A 6492-nucleotide genomic window follows, 5' to 3' on the forward strand; every position below is an offset into this window, starting at 1 on the left:
AAAGCGATAACATCCTTTTATTTCAATTATTAGTTGGTACTTCTAGCTTAAAAAATTTAATAACTCTGTAACCATTTTCAATTTTAATATAAATTAAAGAATTTGTCAATAATTTATAAAAATATAAGAATACTTCTTTTAGTCCCCTTCGTTAAAAAGTCACTGATTTATGATATACTAGACTGAGTTATAGCTATTAGAAAGAGGAAAACCATGTCTTTTGACGGATTTTTTTTACATCACATGACGGCTGAGTTAAGGGCCAATTTAGAAGGTGGGCGGATTCAGAAAATCAACCAGCCCTTTGAACAGGAAATTGTCCTCAACATCCGAAGCAACCGTCAGAGCCATAAATTGCTTCTGTCCGCCCATTCGGTTTTCGGTCGGGTTCAGCTGACCCAGTCGGACTTTACCAATCCAAAAGTGCCCAATACCTTTACCATGATTCTGCGGAAATACTTGCAGGGAGCCATTATCGAGGAGATTCGTCAGTTGGACAATGACCGTATCTTAGAATTTTCGGTGTCCAACAAGGACGAGATTGGCGACCATACCCAAGCAACCTTGATTGTGGAAATCATGGGCAAGCACAGCAATATCATCTTGGTAGATAAGTCTGAACAGCGGATTATCGAGGCTATCAAGCACGTTGGTTTCTCGCAAAACTCCTACCGAACCATTTTGCCAGGCTCCACCTATATTCGTCCACCGGAGACGCATTCTCTCAATCCTTATACGGTGTCTGATGAGAAATTGTTTGAAATCTTATCGACTCAGGAACTGAGTCCAAAAAATCTCCAACAGGTCTTTCAAGGTTTGGGGCGGGATACAGCTTCTGAACTGGCCAGTCACTTACAGACGGACCGCCTCAAGAACTTCCGTGCCTTTTTTGACCAGGCAACTCAGCCTAGCCTGACAGACAAATCCTATGCTGCTCTGCCATTTGCCAATAGCCCTGAAAACCAGCCACACTTTGAGAGCCTGAGCAGTCTGCTGGACTTCTACTATCAGGATAAGGCGGAGCGGGATCGGGTGGCCCAGCAGGCCAATGAGCTGATCAAGCGGGTGGCCAGTGAGTTGGAGAAGAATCGCAAGAAACTGGTCAAGCAGGAGCAGGAATTGGCGGATACGGAGACAGCGGAGTTGGTGCGACAAAAGGGCGAGCTCTTGACCACCTATCTGCATCAGGTGCCCAACGACCAGTCGAGTGTGCGGTTAGACAACTACTATACGGGCCAGGAGCTGGAGATTGAGTTGGATGTGGCTTTGACGCCTAGCCAGAATGCCCAGCGTTATTTCAAAAAGTACCAGAAACTCAAGGAGGCGGTCAAGCACCTGACCAACTTGATTGAGGAGACCAAGGCAACCATTATCTATCTGGAGTCCGTTGACACCATGCTGGGACAGGCTAGTCTGGCAGAAATCGATGAAATCCGTGAGGAATTGATTGAAACAGGCTACCTCAAACGTCGCCACCGTGAGAAAATCCATAAGCGTCAGAAACCTGAACGCTACCTTGCGACGGACGGGAAGACTATCATTCTGGTTGGGAAAAATAACTTGCAAAATGATGAGTTGACCTTCAAAATGGCCAAAAAAGGCGAACTCTGGTTCCATGCCAAAGACATTCCAGGCAGTCATGTGGTTATCACAGATAACTTGGACCCAAGCGACGAGGTCAAGACCGATGCGGCGGAGTTGGCTGCCTACTTCTCCAAGGCTAGACATTCTAACTTGGTTCAAGTCGATATGATTGAAGCCAAAAAACTCCATAAGCCAACAGGTGGCAAACCAGGCTTTGTGACCTACCGAGGTCAGAAAACGCTCCGTGTCACCCCAACTGAAGACAAAATAAAATCCATGAAAATCTAGTTCATGGATTTTTCTGTATTGAAACCTACTCCGCCTTATCAATATCTTCTCTAACTTGCTTAGCGTTGAACTTAGCAAAAAGATATTGGCGGTCTTGGACTGGGAAGCGTTGATCCAGTTGATCTACTGGTCCCACTTCCACCATTCCTTCTGAGATAACATAGTCCATGACATGACCACCAAATGTCAAATCATCCGAAATAAAATGCAGATGATAGCCAGCCACACTGACACCATGGAAAATCTCTGGCGTCCAAATACCAACAATGGTGCCTGAAATATTCTCAGCGGTATACTCAGGCTGGCGACTTGCCACCTCCGCAAAACGGACATCAGAAGCCGATTTTGGAATCATGCGGACATGCATCCGTGAAAATGTACCTTTTATTTTGATGGAGCGAAAAAGATTCTCCCCATCATAATAGGATTCAATTCGCTGGTGCAATTCATCGCTAGTCATTTCAAAGCGTTGTTTGAAAATCACTTCTGCTTCATGAAAAATAACCGCTGCATAGGGAACCTTCATATCAGCAGGAACTTCAACCACTTCTGGTTTCTCCCCTGCCCCCTTGGCCTGATAAGCCTTTCCATCCAGGACAATCAGCTCACCATCAATGGAATCCAGAGTTCCCAAGCCTAAATCACCATGTTCCAGCAATTCGCCAACCGTCAAGGAGCCGCCATACAGTCCAGCCATTAAGGCACCTAAGGTATTGTATTGAAATAATCGATTTACTTGCATAACCTACTCTTCATTCAAAAATTCTTGCATGGCTAAATCGTCTGGCACCAATTGGATATAACGACTAGCTTGCTCTTTTGCCTCATCCAAACGACCAAGTTGACGTAAAACCGCTACGTAATCAGCCAAAAATTCAGGATTCTCAGCCAATTCTCCAGCCAATTCATCGTAAAGCGCAATAGCTTCATCATCTCTTTCTAGAGCTTGATAGGCTTTGGCCATATTCCAGCGAGCTAGAACGTTATCTACTTCTTCATCAAATAAAGCCACAACCTCTTCAAATCGTTCCTGCTCAAGATACAGATTGGACAAGCGCAGAGCTAGTTCGTTACTATCATCTGCTACCTCTTTTGCCCGTAGAAGATAATCTTCTGCCCCCGCCTCGTCATGCAATTCATAGGCATACTGTGAAGCCTGAAGCAAGAGATTGGCATCAAAGTCATTTTTAGCCAGGCCTTTTTGAGTCATAGCCAAGGCATCATCAATCTTATGCTCGGCATGAAGCGACTGAGCATAGGCATATTCATAGCCCTCAAAATCAGGATTGATGGTATCCAACTGCTTGAAATAGAGATTGGCCTTTTGATATTCTTCTCGTTCAAATAGCAGAGCTGCTAACTCAAAAACCGTCTGGTCATCGTATTCCAACTCAACAGCTTTTTCCAAAAATTCAATGGCCGCTTCAAATTTCCCTAAACTTGCATAGGCAATACCAATTCGCTGATAGGTAGAAACTCCCGTTAATTCGTAGATTTCACGATTATCCAGCTGGGCATAGTAGGAAATAGCCTCATTAAAAAGCTCCAGTTCCATATCCAATTCTGCTAAGCCAAAGAGGATGATGGGTTCATCTGATAAGTGACTTGCTTCTAACAATTTTTCACGCGCCACATCCGACAAGCCTTCTGCCTGATACAGGTCCGCCTTAACCAACAAGGCTTCCACATAGACAGAACTGTCTTCCGAAATTTCCTCCAAGTATCCGAAAGCTTCTTCAACCAAGCCATCTTCAAATGCTATTTGGGCAAGATTGATCAGTACTTCGGGAAATTCTTCTTTGACCTGTTCATAGATTTGTCTAGCCTGTGGGAAAAAACCAATACTTTCCAGATAGGCTGCCAAGGACAAAAGCGTTTCGCTATCATCTTGCACCAAGGCGCGCTTGAAATACTTATCTGCCTTGTCTAAATCCTGTTGATCCAAACAAACCAACATTTTTTCACTATTGTTCATTCACAACCTCATTTTCTTCATCTTCATACAAACCACTATGTGCCTTGTACCATTCAAATGCCGCTTTCACTAAAACCTTAATAGAGGCATATATTGGAATTCCCAGAAGAACTCCTAGGACACCGTACATCTGACCAGCTGTCAATAATACAAATAAAATGGTAATCGGATGAATACTTAGGGAGCTTCCGATAATCAATGGTGTCACAAAACGACCTTCTATAGTCTGCTCAATCATAAAGACTACTAAAACCTTTATAAGCATGATTGGACCAGCAATCAATCCTAAAATAACAGCTGGAATCATGGCCAAGAAAGAACCCAAATACGGAATTAGATTGAGGAAACCAGCCATCACCCCCAAAGTTATTGGATAGCTAAGACCAATGATTGAGAACATCACTGAAAACATCAGGGCAACAATAATCGCAACGGTCACCTGACCACGAACATAGTTTGACAATTGCCCATTCACATCTGATAGCACTGTTCCAATCGGTTCTCTCCACTTGGTTGGTAGATATTGGGTAATGTGTTTATTCAAATACTGACCATCCCGTAACAGATAAAAGAGAATAAAGGGCATAATCAAAATAGCAACAATAATCTGTGAGGCGGTTGAAATCAAATTACTTGCCCAATTCACAGCACTTGAAGAAAACTTCTGAGCATAGGCAACGATCTGATCATTGACCTTATTTAACATCTCCAGAGCTGTTGGTCTAAATTGTTCAAAGCGCTGATCCTGTAGGAGCCCAGTTACCTGTCCTTCGATTTTCTGGATATTCGAAGGAAGATTTTGCGCAAAAGATGTCACTTGCTCTTGAATACTCGGAATTGCCACCGCCAGTCCCCAGATAATGAGAAGACTGATTAAAACAAAGAGAATGGAAATACCAACTGTACGAGAAATTTTATGCTTTTCCATCCAGTCAACCATCGGATTTAATAGGTAATACAAAAGACCTGTTAAAATCATCGGTAACAATACTATTTCTAAAAAGCTTCCTATTGGTCTGAATAAAAAACTAATTTTACTAAAAATAAATATAGTTAAAAAAGTCAGCAAGGTTACTAATAAAAATGTCACCGCTTGGCTATTTAAAAACAAGCGGAAAAACCAAGTCAGACTAAATTTTTGATGCTTATCCTCCATCTAATACACTCCTAGTCTTTTTTTCTATTGTAACATGGAGAAAGGATTTTTGTAAAAATCAACTACAGAATTTATACGACTTTCTCAGAAAAACATGGTATAATTTTATCAATCATTTCCAAAAAGGAGAATCCTATGACTATCTATTTCGGTACCTACACAAAACGTGAATCAAAAGGAATTTATAAAGCAAATTTTGACTCTGAAACAGGACAACTTAGCAATCTAGAATTGGTCACTGAAGAACCTAACCCTACCTACCTTGCCTTTGATAAGGCCGGACATCTATACTCCGTTGGTGCTGAAAATGGTCTAGGAGGTATCGCTGCCTTTAATGCTGACTATACTCTACTCAACCATGTTGTATCAGAGGGCGCACCACTTTGCTATGTCGCTGTAGATGAAGCAAGAGATTTAGTTTATGGCTCCAATTTCCACAAAGGGCAACTACTTGTTTATAAACGTTTGGCGGATGGTTCACTAGAATTAGCTGATATCGCTCAACACGAAGGATCTGGGCCGCACGAAAACCAAGCTTCCGCCCACATTCACTTTTCTGATTTGACGCCCGATAAATTTTTAGTAACCTGTGATTTAGGATGTGATCAAGTGGTAACCTATAAGGTATCTGACCAAGGAAAAGTAGAGAAAATCGCAACCTATCAGGCTGCGCCAGGAAGTGGTCCACGTCACATTGTCTTCCATCCTGTCGCAAAAATCGCCTATCTCATCTGTGAACTCAATTCAACTATTGAGGTGCTTATCTATGACGGATGGGGACAATTTGAACACCTCCAAACTGTCTCTACTCTCCCAGAAGACCATACTGGTTTCAACGGTACTGCCGCTATTCGCATCACAAAGGATGGTAAATTTATTTATGGATCCAACCGCGGAAACGACTCTATCGCAGTCTACAAAACGCTTGCTGATGCCAGCTTAGAATTAGTTGAAATCGTCCCAACAAATGGAAAAACTCCTCGCGATTTCACGCTTAGTCCTGATGAAAAGCATTTGATTGTTGTCCATCAAGATTCTGACAATGCAACTGTATTCGAAAGAGATGCCGAAAATGGCTGTTTGACTGAGCTTTCACACGATTTCTATGTTCCTGAAGCAGTTTGCGTTACATTTTTATAAGTCGTTTCAGTTGTGAAATCCGTACAGTTTTGGTTTAATAGTTTCATAGGAGGTGATTTCAACATGAATCCAGTAGATCTTTTCAACGAAGTTAAAGACTTAATCGCAAACAAAGACTTTGATGGTGCAAAACAATTTATCGAAGAAAACAAGGACCAATTCGGTGAATACTTGGAACAAGCAAAAGGCTTGTTCAGAATGAAGACAAAGTCGTTAGAATTGTATTTCTAACGGCTTTTTCATATGTAAAGTAGTATAATAGAGATAGGAATACTAGCTAATAAGCAGAGGGAGAATCGCTATGTTACACAAAGAAAATCCAGACTACAATCGCGGTCAATTTGGTTTC

The 6492-nt window shown here is 42.0% G+C and carries 6 protein-coding genes; 3 read left to right on the plus strand and 3 right to left on the minus strand.

Translation table 11 applies throughout. From position 1 onward, the window contains the following. Positions 1 to 213: 213 nt before the first annotated feature. The gene (locus tag ODU37_RS06730; RefSeq protein WP_249562379.1) at positions 214 to 1872 is read left to right on the plus strand and encodes an NFACT family protein; all 1659 of its coding nucleotides are present in this window, start codon (positions 214 to 216) and stop codon (positions 1870 to 1872) included. A gap of 25 nt (positions 1873 to 1897) precedes the next feature. Here ODU37_RS06730 and budA read toward each other — a convergent pair whose 3' ends face one another. The 3 genes from budA to ODU37_RS06745 are packed head-to-tail and all read right to left on the minus strand — an operon-like array spanning position 1898 to position 5003. Continuing rightward, positions 1898 to 2614, minus strand: a complete 717-nt coding sequence (gene budA / locus ODU37_RS06735; RefSeq protein WP_174854792.1) for an acetolactate decarboxylase — start codon at positions 2612 to 2614, stop codon at positions 1898 to 1900. Between the two features lie 3 nt (positions 2615 to 2617). Next, a complete protein-coding gene (locus tag ODU37_RS06740) occupies positions 2618 to 3847 on the minus strand; it encodes a tetratricopeptide repeat protein (RefSeq protein ID WP_172061719.1) in 1230 nt (409 codons plus the stop codon). Next, positions 3837 to 5003: an AI-2E family transporter gene (locus ODU37_RS06745; protein WP_012775254.1), complete on the minus strand. Its 1167-nt coding sequence runs from the start codon at positions 5001 to 5003 to the stop codon at positions 3837 to 3839. Before ODU37_RS06745 ends, ODU37_RS06740 begins: the two co-directional genes overlap by 11 nt. A 135-nt stretch (positions 5004 to 5138) precedes the next feature. Here ODU37_RS06745 and ODU37_RS06750 point away from each other — a divergent pair, with 135 nt between their 5' ends. After that, positions 5139 to 6143 carry a lactonase family protein gene (locus ODU37_RS06750; RefSeq protein ID WP_249562380.1) on the plus strand — a complete coding sequence of 335 codons (1005 nt, stop codon included), beginning with the start codon at positions 5139 to 5141 and terminating at the stop codon, positions 6141 to 6143. Between the two features lie 63 nt (positions 6144 to 6206). Beyond that, positions 6207 to 6374, plus strand: a complete 168-nt coding sequence (locus ODU37_RS06755; protein ID WP_249562381.1) for a hypothetical protein — start codon at positions 6207 to 6209, stop codon at positions 6372 to 6374. Positions 6375 to 6492: the final 118 nt, after the last annotated feature.

It is taken from the genome of Streptococcus sp. 2021WUSS109 (assembly GCF_044427305.1).
Lineage (GTDB): Bacteria > Bacillota > Bacilli > Lactobacillales > Streptococcaceae > Streptococcus > Streptococcus suis.